At 46.3% G+C, this 1,872-nt stretch carries 3 protein-coding genes; all 3 read right to left on the bottom strand.

Annotation, left to right across the window (positions count from 1 at the left end; translation table 11 throughout):
• Nucleotides 1-278 (bottom strand): TraQ conjugal transfer family protein (locus HMPREF2983_RS00530; RefSeq protein WP_141757600.1); only part of this gene is annotated, 278 nt, incomplete at its 3' end.
• Between the two features lie 12 nt (nt 279-290).
• Nucleotides 291-881, bottom strand: a complete 591-nt coding sequence (locus HMPREF2983_RS00525; RefSeq protein WP_025066643.1) for a conjugal transfer protein TraO — start codon at nt 879-881, stop codon at nt 291-293.
• Nucleotides 875-1,825, bottom strand: a complete 951-nt coding sequence (gene traN, locus HMPREF2983_RS00520; RefSeq protein ID WP_060544267.1) for a conjugative transposon protein TraN — start codon at nt 1,823-1,825, stop codon at nt 875-877. The genes HMPREF2983_RS00525 and traN overlap by 7 nt, the downstream gene beginning before the upstream one ends.
• Nucleotides 1,826-1,872 lie beyond the last annotated feature (47 nt).

Raw genomic sequence — 1,872 nt, 5'->3', positions numbered from 1 at the left:
GGCTTGAAGACTGCTCCATTGTCCATTCTTAGCGTGCCTTTCCCGTCCGGTTGGAAATATCTGATGGTGTAGCGCGTGTCGGCAAAGTTGCCTTCCCATTTGAGCATACACCTGATTTCTGCCGTTTGTCCTTTGACGATGTCCTTCTGAACGGGCATCGTCTCGACAGTGAAAGGATAAGACAGCTGAACATCCAAATCCCTATCACAAGCAGATAGGCAAAACACGGCAAGGGTCAGCACACCCATTACCCAAATCGTATTCAATATCTTCTTCATCTTTTCTTCTACTTAAAAGTTTAACCTTAGTCCTGCTGAAACAACCGGACGAAAACGATGCACGTCCGTTCCAAAGAGGAAACGTCCCTGCGCCTTTATAAGAAAGAGAATTCTGTCCGTCAGGAACACTTCCACCGAACCATGCACGGCACCACCATAGACAAAGCGGGAACGGTCGAGCAGTGTTGCCCCATCGGGCAGCAGCCTTTTGTCCTCGTTCAACTGCTCATAGCCACCCAAAGCGGATATGCCACTATAGAGAAATACGTTCTTGCCTCTGTCGGAAAGAACAGGGTGCATATAGCCCACCTGCAAGAGTGCATCTTTGAGTTTTACGTTATAACTTCTGTACGGCATATACTGCTGTTCATACTCTGCCATAACAAAAGTATAATTCTCACGACTCAAATATCGGGTGAGTGATGCTCCCATGCCGAAATTGCCAGCAGCAAGGAACTTTTCTCCCTTGATAAGCGGAACACTCCCCACGACCTCTACGCCCCTTTGCTTGGGTATCAGTCGCTGTGCCTGCGATGGCAAACAGAAAGTCATGGCCACCGCAACGCATACTGTCAAAATGATATTGTTCTTTTTCATTACCATTTCAGTTTGAGGTTATCAATCTTTTTTGCCAGCTGCAGGTCTTCTGTCGTTACATAAAAGGTCAGTGTGCGACCGCCATTTCTCTCATAGAGCGTCACTTCAAGCTGCTTGTCTTCCGCCAGAGAAAACTGCTCGAGCGCAAACACTGTGTGTTCACTACCCATGCCACGCACCTGCATCACCTGATGATAGGCACGAAGTGGCTGTAATACTTGTTCCTGTATAGCGGTACGCTTTACCATCTTCTTATCAACCACCTTAAATGTGATAAAATCCACCGAGTACGGCATATTCGTATCGTTTTCCATACAAGTGTGGAAATACAGCAAGCCGTTATGGGCATACAAGCCACGAAGCAGAAACTTCATGCCGAACTGCTGTGCACCGATGTGCTTGATGGTACGCTTGTCGTTCTGATAGATAGTTTGCATCATCAGTTTTACTAATACGGGCGACTCGTTACCGAGTTCCTTAAAGTAAATGTCAGAGCGATTGCTTGGCAGTCTACCTTCCGTCGTGGAAAGAAAGTCTTTCATCTCGATACTTAACTTCTCCGGCTCATCGGCATATTTTACGTTGAAAGCATAAAAAGAGCCGTCCTCGCAAATGACACTCATATTGGTCTCTGTCTCAAAGTCCTTCACCGAAGCCTTTACACGCAGTACGTTCTCTGCATCCTCTGCCTTTCCTGCAATGATATTCTGCGAACCTAAGTCTACATAACGAATAGCAGAAGGGAAGATAAGATGCACGGTCTTGTCAAAGGTAACGTCCAGACCATACGGCAGTACGACACGTCCCGTTGGTATGGCACGGCTCATACCTTGAAACAGCTCTCCCGAAGTAAGTGGACGGTTGGGTGTCAGGCCATCATTGTTTTCCTGTGCTGTGGCTGTTGCTCCCACCATGGCAAGCATAGCCATTGATAAAATAATTTTCTTCATTGTTCCTTTTGATTTGATGTTATTTTTTACTTATCATTTTCGATTGT

Source organism: Prevotella sp. HMSC077E09 (genome assembly GCF_001814685.1).
GTDB lineage: Bacteria > Bacteroidota > Bacteroidia > Bacteroidales > Bacteroidaceae > Prevotella > Prevotella oris.
Note: the sequence above shows the minus strand (reverse complement) of the source record. Positions and strands in the feature narration are given on the sequence as shown.

Excerpts from the sequence above, each read along its gene's own strand:
- HMPREF2983_RS00525 (WP_025066643.1), bottom strand. The coding sequence starts at position 881 with ATGGTAATGAAAAAGAACAATATCATTTTGACAGTATGCGTTGCGGTG.
- traN (WP_060544267.1), bottom strand. The coding sequence starts at position 1,825 with ATGAAGAAAATTATTTTATCAATGGCTATGCTTGCCATGGTGGGAGCA.